This is a genomic window from Nonomuraea sp. NPDC004580 (assembly GCF_040609855.1).
In the GTDB taxonomy this organism is placed as follows: Bacteria; Actinomycetota; Actinomycetes; order Streptosporangiales; family Streptosporangiaceae; genus Nonomuraea; species Nonomuraea salmonea.
In genome coordinates this window covers 1-12,919 of the sequence record NZ_JBEXLH010000112.1, presented here as the reverse complement: position 1 = coordinate 12,919, position 12,919 = coordinate 1, and the positions used below count along the sequence as shown (strand labels likewise).

At 72.5% G+C, this 12,919-nt stretch carries 16 protein-coding genes; 9 read left to right on the top strand and 7 right to left on the bottom strand.

Going from position 1 to position 12,919, the window contains the following annotated elements; translation table 11 throughout:
- Both ABZW11_RS45540 and ABZW11_RS45535 read left to right on the top strand, forming a co-directional pair.
- Positions 1–429 (top strand): hypothetical protein (locus ABZW11_RS45540; RefSeq protein ID WP_355432584.1); only part of this gene is annotated, 429 nt, incomplete at its 5' end.
- Positions 430–644: 215 nt separating this feature from the next.
- A complete protein-coding gene (locus ABZW11_RS45535) occupies positions 645–1,664 on the top strand; it encodes a LacI family DNA-binding transcriptional regulator (RefSeq protein ID WP_355432581.1) in 1,020 nt (339 codons plus the stop codon).
- A gap of 81 nt (positions 1,665–1,745) precedes the next feature.
- On the opposite strand, the gene ABZW11_RS45530 is transcribed toward ABZW11_RS45535, so the two are convergent.
- The 5 genes from ABZW11_RS45530 to ABZW11_RS45510 form a co-directional block, all read right to left on the bottom strand.
- Complete coding sequence (locus ABZW11_RS45530; protein WP_355432578.1) at positions 1,746–2,477, bottom strand: hypothetical protein; 732 nt, start codon at positions 2,475–2,477, stop codon at positions 1,746–1,748.
- Positions 2,470–3,045, bottom strand: a complete 576-nt coding sequence (locus tag ABZW11_RS45525; RefSeq protein WP_355432575.1) for an RNA polymerase sigma factor — start codon at positions 3,043–3,045, stop codon at positions 2,470–2,472. Before ABZW11_RS45525 ends, ABZW11_RS45530 begins: the two co-directional genes overlap by 8 nt.
- Positions 3,046–3,147: 102 nt before the next feature.
- On the bottom strand, positions 3,148–4,419 hold the full coding sequence (locus ABZW11_RS45520) for a cytochrome P450 (RefSeq protein WP_355432572.1): 1,272 nt from the start codon (positions 4,417–4,419) through the stop codon (positions 3,148–3,150).
- A gap of 2 nt (positions 4,420–4,421) precedes the next feature.
- On the bottom strand, positions 4,422–4,622 hold the full coding sequence (locus ABZW11_RS45515; protein ID WP_355432570.1) for a ferredoxin: 201 nt from the start codon (positions 4,620–4,622) through the stop codon (positions 4,422–4,424).
- Entirely contained in the window at positions 4,619–5,245 is a 627-nt protein-coding gene (locus ABZW11_RS45510; protein ID WP_355432567.1) for a TetR/AcrR family transcriptional regulator, read from the bottom strand. Before ABZW11_RS45510 ends, ABZW11_RS45515 begins: the two co-directional genes overlap by 4 nt.
- Positions 5,246–5,456: 211 nt before the next feature.
- Here ABZW11_RS45510 and ABZW11_RS45505 point away from each other — a divergent pair, with 211 nt between their 5' ends.
- Positions 5,457–6,530 carry a TerC/Alx family metal homeostasis membrane protein gene (locus tag ABZW11_RS45505; RefSeq protein ID WP_355432564.1) on the top strand — a complete coding sequence of 358 codons (1,074 nt, stop codon included), beginning with the start codon at positions 5,457–5,459 and terminating at the stop codon, positions 6,528–6,530.
- Positions 6,531–6,535: 5 nt separating this feature from the next.
- On the opposite strand, the gene ABZW11_RS45500 is transcribed toward ABZW11_RS45505, so the two are convergent.
- Positions 6,536–7,084 carry an NUDIX domain-containing protein gene (locus tag ABZW11_RS45500; RefSeq protein ID WP_355432561.1) on the bottom strand — a complete coding sequence of 183 codons (549 nt, stop codon included), beginning with the start codon at positions 7,082–7,084 and terminating at the stop codon, positions 6,536–6,538.
- A gap of 183 nt (positions 7,085–7,267) precedes the next feature.
- Between ABZW11_RS45500 and ABZW11_RS45495 the strand changes: the two genes are divergently transcribed.
- On the top strand, positions 7,268–7,906 hold the full coding sequence (locus tag ABZW11_RS45495; protein WP_355432558.1) for a sigma-70 family RNA polymerase sigma factor: 639 nt from the start codon (positions 7,268–7,270) through the stop codon (positions 7,904–7,906).
- A 59-nt stretch (positions 7,907–7,965) separates the two neighbouring features.
- Positions 7,966–8,226: a zf-HC2 domain-containing protein gene (locus tag ABZW11_RS45490; RefSeq protein WP_355432555.1), complete on the top strand. Its 261-nt coding sequence runs from the start codon at positions 7,966–7,968 to the stop codon at positions 8,224–8,226.
- Here ABZW11_RS45490 and ABZW11_RS45485 read toward each other — a convergent pair.
- A complete protein-coding gene (locus ABZW11_RS45485) occupies positions 8,192–8,488 on the bottom strand; it encodes a zf-HC2 domain-containing protein (RefSeq protein ID WP_355432553.1) in 297 nt (98 codons plus the stop codon). The two genes, ABZW11_RS45490 and ABZW11_RS45485, sit on opposite strands and share 35 nt — an antisense overlap.
- Positions 8,489–8,599: 111 nt before the next feature.
- On the opposite strand from ABZW11_RS45485, the gene egtA reads away from it, so the two are divergent.
- Genes egtA through egtD form a run of 4 tightly spaced genes read left to right on the top strand, consistent with a single transcriptional unit; the run spans position 8,600 to position 12,782 of the window.
- Positions 8,600–9,787 (top strand): ergothioneine biosynthesis glutamate--cysteine ligase EgtA, encoded by a 1,188-nt coding sequence (egtA, locus tag ABZW11_RS45480; protein WP_355432550.1) that lies wholly within the window; start codon positions 8,600–8,602, stop codon positions 9,785–9,787.
- Positions 9,784–11,073, top strand: a complete 1,290-nt coding sequence (gene egtB / locus ABZW11_RS45475; RefSeq protein WP_355432548.1) for an ergothioneine biosynthesis protein EgtB — start codon at positions 9,784–9,786, stop codon at positions 11,071–11,073. The genes egtA and egtB overlap by 4 nt, the downstream gene beginning before the upstream one ends.
- 1 nt (position 11,074) lies before the next feature.
- Positions 11,075–11,782 carry an ergothioneine biosynthesis protein EgtC gene (gene egtC, locus ABZW11_RS45470; RefSeq protein ID WP_355432545.1) on the top strand — a complete coding sequence of 236 codons (708 nt, stop codon included), beginning with the start codon at positions 11,075–11,077 and terminating at the stop codon, positions 11,780–11,782.
- Positions 11,783–11,828: 46 nt separating this feature from the next.
- A complete protein-coding gene (gene egtD / locus ABZW11_RS45465) occupies positions 11,829–12,782 on the top strand; it encodes an L-histidine N(alpha)-methyltransferase (RefSeq protein WP_355432587.1) in 954 nt (317 codons plus the stop codon).
- Positions 12,783–12,919 lie beyond the last annotated feature (137 nt).

The following is a 12,919-nucleotide window of genomic DNA, read 5'->3' as shown; positions in this document are numbered from 1 at the left end:
AGCGAGCCACCGTCAGCGAGCCAGCGCCCGGCGCAGCACCGCCGTCACCTCGCCGAGCTGCCGCTGCGACACCTCGGCCGACAGCAACGCCTGCGCCTGCCGGTCGGGCTGCCGGTAGGGGCGCTCGTCGGGGCGCCGCTCCGGCCGTCGCTCTGGCTGTCGCTGGGGTCGCCGCTGGAGTCAATGGCCGGGGTGGCGATCGGGCGGGGGCTGAGGGCGGACAGCGGGCGCCGGCCGCGCGCGTCCTCCTCGTACGGGAACGTCAGCGGATCGAGCGTCGGCGAGCTGCCCGGGACGCCGATCAGCACTCCGGCCACCGCCAGCTGCAGCACGCCCGCCAGCAACGCCGAGACGCCCAGCACCCGCCGCCGCCGCGCACCGGCAGGACCGGGCCGCTCGCTCAGCATGGCGTACGCGTTCGTGCCATGAGGGTCCTCCGGGGGTGGGGGGGACGAACGGGTTTCTCGATCTAGGCACGAAAGATGATCGTGGTCAAGCGGGGACGAACGACCCAGGGGCCGTTCCGAGGTGCTGCGCTATGATCGCACCGACGACGGGCCCGCGACCTGGAACGATCCGCACCGGCCCGGACACGTCGTTCAGGTCGCGGTTCAGGTCGCGCCGCTCACGGGACACGAGGAACGATGTCGAGCATCAAAGAGGTCGCCCGGCTCGCCGGGGTGTCCGTAGGCACCGTGAGCAACGTGCTCAACCGGCCCGACCTGGTCGCCCCCGACACCAGGCGCCGGGTGCAGGCGGCCATCGAGCGGCTCGGCTACGTCCGCAACGGCTCGGCCCGCCAGCTCCGCGCCGGCCGCAGCCGCACCATCGGCGTGGTCGCGCTCGACCTCGGCAACCCGTTCTTCATCGACGTCCTGCGCGGCGTCGAGACCGCGGCCCAGCAGTCCGACCTCACGGTCATGGTGTTCAACAGCAACAAGGACGCCTCCAGGGAGGCGGGGCTGCTCGACACGTTCGAGGAGCAGCGGCCGCTCGGCGTGCTGATCACGCCGGTCAACGACAGCGGCGAGGAGGAGCGGCTGGGCAGGCTCGTCGCGCGCGGCATCCCCGTGGTGCGCTTCGACAGCTCGGCCGGCCACAGCCACGGCTGCTCCGTCGCCGTGGACGACGTGCTCGGCGGGCGCCTGGCGGGCAACCACTTACGCGCGGCCGGCCATCGTCACATCGCCTTCGCCGGCGGCCCGTTCACCGTCCGCCAGGTGCGGGAGCGGCGCGACGGGCTGGCCGCCGCGCTCGGCCCCGGCGACACGCTCACCGAGATCCCGCTGCCCGACCTGACGGTCGCCACCGGCCGCACGGTCGGCCAGGAGATCGCCGCCCGGCCGCCCGCCGACCGGCCCACGGCGGTGTTCTGCGCCAACGACCTGGTCGCGATCGGCGTGCTGCAGGAGATGACGCTGCGCGGACTGAAGGTCCCCGACGACCTGGCGATCATCGGCTACGACGACATCGACTTCGCGGCGGCGGCCGCCGTGCCGCTGTCGTCCGTCCGCCAGCCGCGCGAGCAGATCGGCCGCACGGCCGCCATGCTGCTGCTGGAGGAGGCCAACCGGCCGGGCGAGCACGAGCACCGCCAGGTCATCTTCCAGCCCGACCTGATGGCCCGCGCCTCCACGGCCGCGACCGCGCGCACTGTCGGCTAGAGCATTGTCGACGAAAGATGCGAGGCAAGGTCGCGGCTGCCGGGGTGCGGCGGCTCAGTCCGGCGTGCTCGGCCGATCGCCTTAATCCACGGATGAAACCGTCGGCGCGGCCGGGACGTCGTACGCCGCGATCGACCAGGCCCCGGGACGCTTGCCGAGTTCGGCGGCCAGCCGGTCGGCTGTCTTCGGGTATGAAAGGTCGTACTTCCCCTTGCAGGCATCCTTGGATGGGCACGAAGCGCGTCCGCGCACGACGGGGGCGTCCGGAGGGAAGACCCAGATGTTTATTTCGTGATCGCGGCCGAGCCAACCCGGCTCGTGCGCCTTGTCCGCGAGCATGCTGAGCCCGCCGTCCGGGCCACATATGCCGCTGGCGCTGCTCGTTCCCTCATGAGTGAAGAAGATCGAGCCCGGCTTCTCGCAGAAAATCACGATCTTGATGTTCTCGCTCGTGGGACGGAAGCGGAGGCGCTCTTTCGTCGCCGACCGCGGCGCTATCGCGGCCGACAGACGGTTCAGCCCCTTGTAGGCGCGTGGTGGATCTTCGAAGGCCGGCGGGGTCGTGGGCTGGGCCAGCGGCACGGCTTCGGGAACGCCGATCAGGTTCGACACCAGCATGACCACGGTCATGACGACCGCCGCGGTGACGACGGCGGCGCCCGCCGTCCAGCCCCAGCCCCATCGCCGGCGCGAGCGGGGCTGACGTGCCGCAGCCCGGCCGGCGGTCAGCCGCGCACGGGCTCTGGCCACGGTCTCGGCCGAAGGCGGCGGTTCATCAGGGATCACCTGGGCGAGCAGCGTGATCTCATCCATCGTGCGCCTCCTTCAGCGGGTTGACGTCGCCCAGTGCCTTGCGAAGCTGCTTGCGTGCCCGGTTGAGCCGGGATGCGACGGTGCCATAAGGGATGTTCAGAGCGGCTGCGATTTCTCGGTGGGTCAAATCGCCCAGCGCCACCAGCAGCACCACGTCCCGGTCGCCGCTGTTCAGACGGGCAAGCGCCCCCGCGAGCCTGCCAGTGAGGCTGCCGGCCGTGACACGCGCGAGCGTCGTGTCCTCGTGGTTCTGCGCCTCGCGTTCTGATACCCGGCTGAGCGCTCTCCATCTGCGGATCTCGCTACGGCGGTGTCTCGAGATGAGCTTGGTGGCGATGCCGTACAGCCAAGGTCTGACTTCGCCGCGCGAGGAGTCATATCCCCCTCCGGCAGCGACGAGAAAGACCTCGCCCGCCAGGTCGTCGGCGTCATCTCTGGAAAGCCGCTGAGCGATGTAGCGGTGGATCTCGGCGAAGTGCGCGTCGAAGATCCGCTCCAGGTCCAGTCCCAGTTGGGTGGGAACGTTCATGCGAGCGGCCTCGCCGGCCTTCGTGATGGGGTCACGCACTGCTCTCCGTCCACGTTGACAAGGCGGTCACCCCTGATTGCCCGATGTGCCGGAAAGCTTTCACATGGGTCATCCAGCGGGTCGCCCGACAGGGGCGCGGGTTCAGGCGGTGAGCCGGAGCGGGAGGGTGCGGGGGCCGCGCACCTGGCCGGTGGACCACGTCACCGCTGCCGGGTCGGCCAGTTCGAACGACGGGACGCGGGCCAGCCACACCTCCAGCGCGACCCGCAGCTCCATGCGGGCCAGGTGGGAGCCGACGCAGCGGTGGATGCCGAGGCCGAAGGCGGCGTGCCGGTTCACCTCGCGGTCGATGACCACCTCGCCGGCCCGCTCGAACTGGGCCGGGTCGCGGTTGCCCGAGGGGAACGACAGCAGCACCCAGTCGTCGGCCCGCATGCGCACGCCGTTCCAGGTCATGTCCTCCTTGACCAGCCTGGCCATGGTGACCGGCGCGTACGCCCGCAGGAGCTCCTCCATCGCGGCCGGCAGCAGCTCGGGCTCGGCGACCAGCCGCTCGCGGTCGGCCGGCGTCCTCGCGAGGTGCCACAGCGACGCGCCGATGGCGCTCCACGTGGTGTCGATGCCCGCGATGAGCAGCAGCGCCATCGTGCCGGCGACGTGCGCGGCCTCCAGCTTGTGCCCGCCCAGCTCGGCGTTCACCAGGTAGGTGGTCAGGTCGTCGCGCGGGTGGCCGACGTGGTCGCGGATCTGGTCGAGCAGGTAGTCGTACAGCTCGTCCAGGGCCGCCGTACGCTCCTCGGCCGGCTCGTTGACGCCTTCGAGCACGTTCTCGATGAAGCGCCGGAACCGGGGCCCGTCCTCGGGCGGGAAGCCCAGCATGTCGGCGATCACCCGGACCGGGATGTGCTGGGCGTAGTCGCGGGCCGCGTCCACGACCGGCAGGCCCTCCAGGGTGTCCACGAGCGCGTGGCAGTAGGCGCGCGTCGCGGCCTCCCGCCGGGCCACCGCCGACTTGGTGAACGCCGGCAGCAGCAGCTTCCTCGCGTGGTGGTGGAACGGCGGGTCGGACGAGATCGGCGGCGAGTCGCCCATCGGGGCCAGCTCGCGCGGCGGCCGGACGTTGCCCATGATGATCGCGCGCGAGGAGAACCGCTCGGTGTCGTACGCGACGGCGGCCACGTCCGCGTAACGCGTCGGCAGCCAGCCGCCGCCGAACCGCTCCGTGCGGGCGATCGGGCAGCGCTCGCGCAGGTCGTCCAGGATCGGGTACGGGTCGGCCGCCCACTCGGGCTCCAGGTGGGAGAAGTCGGTCGCCCAGTCGGAGACCGGGCCGGTGACGATCTCGCTCCGCGTGCCCTCCGGCACCGCGGACGCCTCCTGCGGCTCCGCCGTGAAGCGGTCGTCCACGGTCATCGTCAGGATCCCTCGCCGGTGTCGATGGCGTGCTCGGGACAGTTGGAGACGGCCAGGCGGGCCGCCCGCTCCTGCCCGGGCGCCACCAGGCCGTCGCCGAGCACCGTGCCGTAGCCCTCGTCGTCCTCGCCGAACAGCTCGGGCGCGAGGTCGTAGCAGCGGCCGTGGCCCTGGCAGCGCTCCGGGTCGATGTGCAGTTTCACGGGGTGGCCTCCGTCTGTGGTGTCGGGTCGGTGGAGCCGGTCGGTGCGAGGGCGGCGATGACGCGGACGAGCAGCGCCGTCCACTCCTCGTCGTCCACGGGATGCAGGTCGGAGGTGACGAGTGCGCTGCCCATCGCGAGCAGGGTGCAGAAGTGGGCGAACGCGTCGGCGGAGACGCCGGGGTCGATCTCGCCGTCGGCCTGCGCCACGCGTACGAGGTCGGCGATCCAGCCCGCCCGCTCGCCGAGGTAGTCGCGCATCGAGGCGGCCACGTCGTCGTCCCTGCGGGCGGCGACCAGCGCCTCCACGATGAGGTTGCCCTGCGCGTCGCGGCGGCGTGGCAGGCCGCGCCCCAGGGCGAGCAGCAGGTCGGTGGCGGACCTGTCGGGGTCGGCGGCGAACAGCCCGGCCAGCATGCGCCGCCCGTGCGCGCGCAGCGCGGCCACCATCAGGTCGGCCTTCGAGCCGAAGTGGGCGTACAGGGCGCCGTTGCTCACGCCGGCCGCGGCGGAGATGTCGGCCACACGGGTGCCGTCGTAGCCGCGCTCGGCGAAGGCGTCGGCGGCGGCGCGCAGCAGGCGCTCACGGGTCTCGGCGGCGGTCACTCCGGGGATGCGTCCCATGAACGAATTTAAAAAGTCGTTCATTTGCCGCGTCAAGTGCACCGGGGCCGGGGGTGGCCCGAGGTCCTGATCTCATCTACGCTGAACGCTGCGAGGGGAGTACTTCACAAGAGTCGGCCCGGTCAGTACGGACGTCCGCGCGTCCCCGGGCGGCCACCCGCAGGGTGAAGGAGACCTCGAACGGGAGAAGTACGTTCGAGGGAGGTTTCCCATGTCCGCGGGGTTGTTCTCGCATGCCGTCGAGCTGCGCACCATCGCCTCACCGGCCCTATGGTCGATCACGGTGGCGGCATTGGTGCTGCTGCTGGCGCTCGATCTCCTGCTGACCCGCAGGCCGCGTGAGGAGAGCGTGCGCGCGGCGGCCGGCTGGTCGGTGTTCTACCTGCTGCTGCCCGTGCTCTTCGGCTTTTACCTGTGGGCCGACCACGGGGGCGGCGTGGCGGTGGAGTTCTTCACCGGGTTCGTGGTGGAGAAGTCGCTGTCGGTCGACAACCTGTTCGTGTTCATGCTGCTGCTGGCCGCCTTCGCGGTGCCGTCCGCACTGGCCAGGCAGGTGCTGCTGTACGGCATCGTCGGAGCCCTCGTCCTGCGGGCGATCTTCATCGGGCTCGGCGCCGCCGCGCTGCAGAGCGGCACGTGGGCGTTCCTGCTGTTCGGCGGGATCCTCATCCTGACCGCCGGCAAGATCGTCAAGGACGTGATGGCGGGGGAGCAGCAGGAGGTGGACATCTCCTCCATGCGCACGGTCCGGCTGGTACGCCGGTTCGTCCCCGTCACCGGCGACTACCGGGGCTCGCGCCTGGTCGTCCGGGAGAAGGGGCGCACGGCGCTGACCCCGCTCGCGCTGGCCGCGGTCGCCATCCTGGCCACGGACATCGTCTTCGCCGTGGACTCGGTGCCCGCGGTGTACGGCGTCACCGACGACCCTTTCCTGGTGTTCGCCACCAACGCGTTCGCCCTGCTCGGCCTGCGCGCGCTGTACTTCGTGCTGCAGGGCGTGCTGGCCAAGCTGCGCCACCTCAACCACGGGCTGGCCGTCATCCTGGCCTTCATCGGGGTCAAGCTGATCCTGCACTGGGCGCACGGCGTCTGGCCCGGCGTGCCGGAGATCCCGACGCCGCTCTCGCTCGGCGTCATCGTCTGCGTCCTGGCCACGGTCACCGCGACCAGCCTGCTCGCCAACCGCCGCGAGCGGTTGCGAGAGCGACCGCCGGCCCAGGAGCCTGATCCGCGGGACGCCGATCCGCTCGATCCCGATCCGCTCGAAGAGGCCGAACGGCACTGACCGCGTCAGTGGGCGGCGCGGGCCTGGAGGAGGTCGGCGAGGAGGTGCAGCAGGGCCGCCGAGGTGGTGGCGGAGGTGATGGCCTGCTCCTCGATGAGCCCCTGCACGCGCAGCATCGGCACCCACTCGGCCCGCCCGCGCTCCTCGTCGTCCTCGCCCTTCTCCGGGCCGCCGGGCAGCTCGGTGGCCTGGTGGGCGGCGAACACGACGTGCTCGCAGTCGGCGACGTCGCCGGCCGGCCTGGTGCGGATCAGCGGCACCAGCGGGCCGGGCCGCCAGCCCGTCTGTTCCTCGACGTGGCGGGCCGCCGCCTCCTCCGGCTCCTCGCCTGGGCCGACGTCGCCGAGCGGGATCTCCCAGCCGCGGGTGTCGGTGATGGGGCTGTGCCGCCACAGCAGCAGCACCCGCCCGTCGTGGAAGACGACCGCGCCGGCCGCCTGCGGTGTCCTGATGAAGGGCCGCTCGACGCGCTCACCACCGCTCAGCTCGACGTCGGCGACCCCGAGGCCGACCCCGTTGGCCGCGTAGAGCAATCGCTCCGACCGCCGTCGCATGGGATTCTCCTCACCGCTCACCGCTCCTATCCCCACTCTCCTCGACGATACGCACCGGTAGGGCTAGAGCCGGGCGCTCGGGGGAAACGTCAGTGGGGGAGGCTACCCTGGGCTGCGCCGTTTCGCGGAGGGGCGGCACGGGGGTCCGGGGCGTCCCGGCGTCCGACCGGAGGGGAAGCGATCGTGGGGTCATGCGCAGGCGGAGGGCTGCCACCTGACGAGGTCGTCGTCACGGCCCTGCGCGCCGGCGACGAGGCGATGTTCGCGGTGCTGCTCGACACCTGGTCACGGGGCATGCTCCGGGTCGCCAGGTCCTATGTGTCCACCGACCACTCGGCGGAGGAGGTCGTCCAGGACACGTGGCTGGCCGTCATCGACGGCATCGACGGGTTCGAGCAGCGATCGTCGATCAAGACGTGGGTCTACCGCATCCTCGTCAACACCGCGAAGAAGCGCGGCGTGCGGGAGAGCCGCACGCTGCCGTGGAGCACGTTCGGGGCCGACGGCGAGCCCTACGAGCCTGGGGCGTTCGGGCCCGGGCCGCTGCCCGGCGGCTGGGGCGACCCGGGCTGGTGGCCGACGCCCGAGGGCGAGGCACTGGCCGCCGAGGTGCGCACGCTGATCGCGGAGGCCCTGGCGCGGCTGCCGCCGCGGCAGCGGGTGGTCATCACGTTGCGCGACGTCGAGGGGTGCACCTCCGACGAGGTCTGCGAGATTCTGGAGATCTCCGCGGCCAACCAGCGGGTGCTGCTGCACCGCGCCCGCACGGCCGTACGCGGCTGGCTGGCCGACTACTACGACGCGGTCAAGCAACCGGAATGACGTCGCCTGTCCCATCTGGCGCGAAGAGCGGCGACAATGAAGTGAAGCGGTTCATCTCAATGACAAGGGCGGTCCACGTCGTGAAGCGGTTCACCTGCGACGAGCTGGCGGAACTCCTCACTGCCTACCTTGACGGGGCCCTCGATCGGCTCGACCGCGACGGCATCAAGGCCCATCTGGCCGGGTGCGAGTGGTGCGAGCGCTACTTCGAGCAGTTCCGCGTCACCATCAGGGCGCTCGGCGACCAGCCGCCGGAGAAGCTGTCGGCCGGGGTCCGCGACCGTCTCATGGTCGCCTTCCGCGAGCGCCGCGGCGTCTAGCGGGGGTTCGTTCGCGCTCGCGGGCGAATCCCGCGTGCAGGGCGGCGAGCACGGCAGGGGTGAGCGCGCCGGCGCGCAGGCAGCCGAGCGCGGCGATCGTGGCGCGCAGCTGGTCGAGCCGGCGCGCGCAGCCGGGGCAGGCGTTCAGGTGCCGCGTCACGGCGCGGCGCCGGGCCGGCGGGAGCGCCTCTTCCAAGTAGTCGGTCAGCGAGGCGAGCACGTGCTCGCACGTCTGCGTTCCTCCTCCTCGCCGTCGCTTCATGCCCATGTGACCTAGTTCTCGGCCCGCTTTATCCGTTACACCCCGATTTGTGCGTAACGTTCTCGCGCCTCGCGGATCTGTAGCTCCGTACTGACCGGCGAGGGGAGGACGATGATCGGTGTCACGGCCGAGAGCGCACCGTTGCGGGACGCCTCAGAGGTGGCCGACTTCGCGCGCAACAGCTTCCGTCCATCGGCGGGCGACCGCGTGGGCGTGGAGCTCGAGTTCCTGGTCTTCGACCGTACGGACGTCACGGGGCAGGTGCCGGTGTCCAGGGTCGGGCGGGCCCTGCCGGCGCGGCTGCCGGGCGGGAGCAAGGTGACGTTCGAACCCGGCGGCCAGCTGGAGCTGTCCGGGCCCGCGGGGTCGCTCCCGCTGATGCTGACCGCGCTGGCCGCCGACGTGGCGGCGGTCCGCGACGCCCTCGGCGCCGAAGGGCTGGCGCTGGCCGGGGTCGGGCTCGACCCGGTGCGCCCGGCCCGCCGCCAGCTCACGCTCCCCAGGTACGACGCCATGGCGGAGTTCCTCGGCCGCCCGTACGGGGCGCTGATGATGTGCTCGACCGCCTCCATCCAGGTCAACCTGGACCTGGGGGAGCGCCCCGCCGCTCGCTGGGAGCGTGCCCACGCGCTCGGCCCGATGCTGCTCGCGGCCTTCGCCAACTCGCCGCTGAGCGACGGAAGGCCCTGCGGCTGGATGTCCGGCCGCCAGGCGGTCTGGGACAACCTCGACCCCAGCAGGACCGCACCGGTCCCCAGGACCGGCGACCCCGCGGCCGACTGGGCGGAATACCTGCTCGACGCCCGCCTCATGCTGGTACGCGAGGACGACGGCCACTACCGCACGATCCGCGACGGCTCCACGTTCCGCGACTGGCTGGACGGCGGCGGCCCACGCCGCCCCACGGCCGAGGACCTCGCCTACCACGCCACCACCGTCTTCCCCCCGGTGCGCCCCCGGGGCTGGCTGGAGATCCGCTACCTCGACGCGCAGCACCCGTCGGCCTGGCCGGTGTGCGCGGCGGTGACGTACGCGCTCGTCACCGACGACAGGGCCGCCGACACCGCGATGGCCGCCGTGGAGCCGCACCGGCCGGCGTGGGAGGCGGCCGCGCGGTGCGGGCTGGCGGACCCGCGCATCGGCCGGGCCGCCGAGACCTGCTTCAGGGCCGCGCTGGAGGCCCTGCCCCGGCTCGGCGCGGACGCCGCCCTGGCCGGCGCGGTGGCCGCGTTCGCCGACCGGCACGTGACGACCGGCCGCTCGCCGGCGGCCGACCTGACCCTCGAAGGACTGCTATGACCGACGCCAAGGAACGCATCGCCGCGCAACTCCTCGCGGTCCGCGACCGCTCGCTCGCCTACACCGAGGCCGACGACGACCTGCTCGTCCGCCAGCACTCCCCGCTGATGTCGCCGCTCGTCTGGGACCTCGCGCACGTGGGCAACTACGAGGAGCTGTGGGTGCTGCGGGCCGCAGGCGGCATCACGCCGCTGCGCCCCGAGATCGACGACATCTACGACGCGTTCAAGACCCCGCGCAAGGACCGCCCGAGCCTGCCCTTCCTGGGCCCCGCCGAGGCCCGCCGCTACATCGAGGGCGTGCGCGGGCGCGTGCTCGACGTGCTGGACGCCATCGACCTGGACGACCCCAGCCCGCTCAACCGCGACGGCTTCGTCTTCGGCCTGGTCATCCAGCACGAGCACCAGCACGACGAGACGATGCTGGCCACCCTGCAGCTGTCGGGGCAGCCGGGGCTGGTCCAGGACGGCGAGCTGCCGAAGGGACGCGCGGGCGGGCCCGAGGAGGTGCACGTGCCGGCCGGGCCGTTCCTCATGGGCACCGACACGCTGCCCTGGGCCTACGACAACGAGCGCCCCGCCACCTGGGTGGACCTGCCCGGCTACTGGATCGACCGGCTGCCCGTCGGCAACGGCGCGTACGCCGACTTCATCGAGGACGGCGGCTACGACGACCCCCGCTGGTGGACCCCCGAGGGCTGGCACTGGCGGCGGACCAGCGGCGCCACCGGGCCGCTCTTCTGGACCAGGGACGGCGGCGCCTGGTACCGCGACCGCTTCGGCCGCACCGAGCCCCTGCCCATGGACGAGCCCGTCCAGCACGTCTGCTGGTACGAGGCCGACGCCTACGCCCGCTGGGCGGGCAAGCGGCTGCCCACCGAGGCCGAGTGGGAGAAGGCCTGCGGCTGGGACCCGGAGCGGCGGCGCTCCCGCCGCTACCCGTGGGGCGAGACCGAGCCCACGCCCGCCCTCGCGAACCTCGGCCACCGCGCCTCCCACCCCGCGCCGCTCGGCGCCTACCCGGGCGGGGCCTCGGCGTACGGGGCGGAGCAGATGGTGGGCGATGTGTGGGAGTGGACCGGGTCCTGGTTCAACGGCTACCCGGGGTTCCGCAGTTTTCCGTACAAGGAGTACAGCGAGGTGTTCTTCGGCGAGGAGTACCGGGTGCTGCGCGGCGGCTCGTGGGCGGCCGACCCGGCGGCGGTGCGGACCACGTTCAGGAACTGGGACTACCCGATCCGCCGGCAGATCTTCACCGGCTTGCGCTGCGCCAGGTCGGAGACCTGAGGTGTGCAGGCACGCCGCCTGGCTGGGCGCCGCACGGCCGCTCACCTCGCTCATCCACCAGCCGCCGCACGGGCTGCTCACCCAGTCGTACGCGCCGCGCCGGCAGCGGCACGGCACGATCAACGCGGACGGCTACGGCATGGGCTGGTACGACCCCGCCCGCGCCGAGCCCGTCCGTTACCGGCGGTCAGTCCCCATGTGGACCGACGCCAACCTGACCGCGCTCGCCGAGATCGCCCGCTCGACCTGCCTGCTCGCGGCCGTCCGCTCGGCCACCGCGGGCATGCCGATCGAGGAGAGCGCCACCGCGCCGTTCGCCGACCGCAGGTGGCTGCTCAGCCACAACGGCCGGGTCGGCCGCGACGCGGTCAAGGACCTCGCCGACGGCGCCGAGTCCACCTGCGACGCCGCCTGGCTCGCCGCCGCCGTGTTCCAGCGCGGCAGGGCGGGGGCCGAGCTGGGCGAGGCGCTGGCCGACGTCGTCGTACGGGCGGGGGAGAAGGACCCCGCCGCCCGGCTCAACCTGCTCGCCTGCGACGGCGCGTCCATCGCCGCGACCGTCTGGGGCGACACCCTGTTCCATCACCGGCTCCACGACGGCGTGCTGGTGGCCAGCGAGCCGCTCGACGACTCGCCGGGCTGGCGGGCCGTGCCCGACCGCGTCCTGCTGACCGTGTCAGGCGACGACGTCCAGGTCCAGCCGTTGTGAACTCACCTCAGGAGGCCTCGTGCCCGCCACCCAGTCAACCGTCCGCCTGATCAACCACCTCGACCGCGACTATCTTCGCCACGCGCTCGAGACCGACGTCAGGAACGGCCTGACGGCCACGTCGAAGTGGCTGCCGCCCAAGTGGTTCTACGACGCCAGGGGCAGCGAGCTGTTCTCGGAGATCACCCGGTTGCCCGAGTACTACCCGACCCGCCGCGAGCTGACGATCCTGCGGGCGCGGGCCAAGGACCTCGCCGCGGCCGGCCGCGCCGACACGCTGGTCGAGCTGGGCTCCGGCACCAGCGAGAAGACCGTGCTGCTGCTCGACGCGCTCGCCGCGGCCGGCACGCTGCGCGGCTACACGCCGGTGGACGTGGACGCCGTCACCCTGGAGAGCGCCGCCAGGCGGCTGGCCGCGCGCTATCCCGGGCTGGCCGTGCAGGCGGTGTGCGCCGACTTCGAGCGGCACCTGGCGCTGCTGCCCCGCGACGGGCGGCGGATGGTCGCCTTCCTCGGCGGCACCATCGGCAACCTCGAACCGGGGGCGCGGGCCGCGTTCCTCGCCGGGCTCAGGAAGACGCTGCGGCCGGGGGAGACGTTCCTGCTCGGGGCCGACCTGGTCAAGGACACCGGGCGGCTGGTGGCGGCGTACGACGACGCGGCCGGGGTGACGGCGGAGTTCAACAGGAACGTGCTGCGGGTCATCAACAGGGAGCTGGACGCCGACTTCGAGCCCGAGGCGTTCGCGCACGTCGCCCGTTACGACGAGGAGCACGACTGGATCGAGATGCGGCTGCGGGCCACGCGCGCCATGCGGGCCCGGGTCGGCGGGCTCGGCCTGACGGTGGACTTCGCCGAAGGGGAGGAGATGCGCACGGAGATCAGCGCCAAGTTCCGCCTCGAAGGGCTGCGCGATGAGCTGGAGACGGCCGGCTTCACCCCGCTGCGCGAACACACCGACCCGGCCGGCGACTTCGCTCTCCTCCTGGCCGGCGCATGACGACAGGCCGGGCCGGGGAGGTGCGGGCCGGGCCGGTCAGGGGGCGCCGGCGCCGACCGGCAGGGCCGGCTGACCGCCACCGAGAGCACCGTCCCGCAGTACGCCGGTCTCTACGGTCACCCCGATCTCATCGCCGC

Bases quoted from the DNA above. Each gene is read 5' to 3' on its own strand.
- ABZW11_RS45510 (WP_355432567.1), bottom strand. From the start codon at position 5,245: ATGGGACGCATCCCCGGAGTGACCGCCGCCGAGACCCGTGAGCGCCTG.
- ABZW11_RS45530 (WP_355432578.1), bottom strand. From the start codon at position 2,477: ATGGATGAGATCACGCTGCTCGCCCAGGTGATCCCTGATGAACCGCCG.
- egtB (WP_355432548.1), top strand. From the start codon at position 9,784: ATGACCGACGCCAAGGAACGCATCGCCGCGCAACTCCTCGCGGTCCGC.
- ABZW11_RS45490 (WP_355432555.1), top strand. From the start codon at position 7,966: ATGACAAGGGCGGTCCACGTCGTGAAGCGGTTCACCTGCGACGAGCTG.
- ABZW11_RS45485 (WP_355432553.1), bottom strand. From the start codon at position 8,488: ATGAAGCGACGGCGAGGAGGAGGAACGCAGACGTGCGAGCACGTGCTC.
- ABZW11_RS45535 (WP_355432581.1), top strand. From the start codon at position 645: ATGTCGAGCATCAAAGAGGTCGCCCGGCTCGCCGGGGTGTCCGTAGGC.
- ABZW11_RS45520 (WP_355432572.1), bottom strand. From the start codon at position 4,419: ATGACCGTGGACGACCGCTTCACGGCGGAGCCGCAGGAGGCGTCCGCG.
- ABZW11_RS45500 (WP_355432561.1), bottom strand. From the start codon at position 7,084: ATGCGACGGCGGTCGGAGCGATTGCTCTACGCGGCCAACGGGGTCGGC.
- ABZW11_RS45505 (WP_355432564.1), top strand. From the start codon at position 5,457: ATGTCCGCGGGGTTGTTCTCGCATGCCGTCGAGCTGCGCACCATCGCC.
- egtA (WP_355432550.1), top strand. From the start codon at position 8,600: ATGATCGGTGTCACGGCCGAGAGCGCACCGTTGCGGGACGCCTCAGAG.